The 594-nt window shown below is 64.5% G+C and carries 1 protein-coding gene; it reads left to right on the top strand.

Annotated elements, in window-relative coordinates; all coding sequences use genetic code 11:
• Positions 1-124 precede the first annotated feature (124 nt).
• On the top strand, positions 125-594 hold a 470-nt coding region (locus AC08OT_RS19910), incomplete at its 3' end, for an IS3 family transposase (protein WP_476603193.1).

Below are 594 nucleotides of genomic sequence, written 5' to 3'. Positions count from 1 at the left end.
GGGAGCGACCGCTATCGGTGTCCGAGCGCGCCGAGCTCGAGGAGCTCCGGAAGAAGAACGCACAGCTGCAGATGGACAGCTCTTTCTTAAAAAAAGTCGCGAGCTTCTTCGCGAGCGACCAGAAGTGAGGTTCGAGTTCATCTCGGCCCACGCCCCGAAGAAGCCTGCTCCCGCCGACGGTGTGAACACGTTCCCCGTCGACTACCTGTGCCGGAAACTCGGCGTCTCCCGCGCCGGCTACTACGCCTGGAAGAACCGCGGACCGTCGAAACGCGAGCGGGACGACATCACCTTGTCCACGAAGATCCGGGCGATTTTCGACGCGCACCACGGCCGGTACGGCGTGCGGCGGATCTTCGCCGACCTCCGCCGCCAGGGCGTCCGGGTCGCCTACAAGCGAGTCCAGCGGCTCATGGCCCAGCTGGGCCTGGTCAGCGTGCACCCGCGGCCCCGCAGGCACATCACGACCGTCCAGGCCGTCGAGCCCTCGTCGCTGCCTGACCGCGGCAGCGAGTACACCAGCCACGACTTCGTCGAGTTCTGCAAGAAAAACAAGATCAGGAACTCGGTCGGGCGGACCAGTATATGTTTTGA

The sequence above is a fragment of the Frankia sp. CgJB1 genome (assembly GCF_977947065.1).
This window is presented reverse-complemented; position numbering and strand designations above follow the sequence as displayed.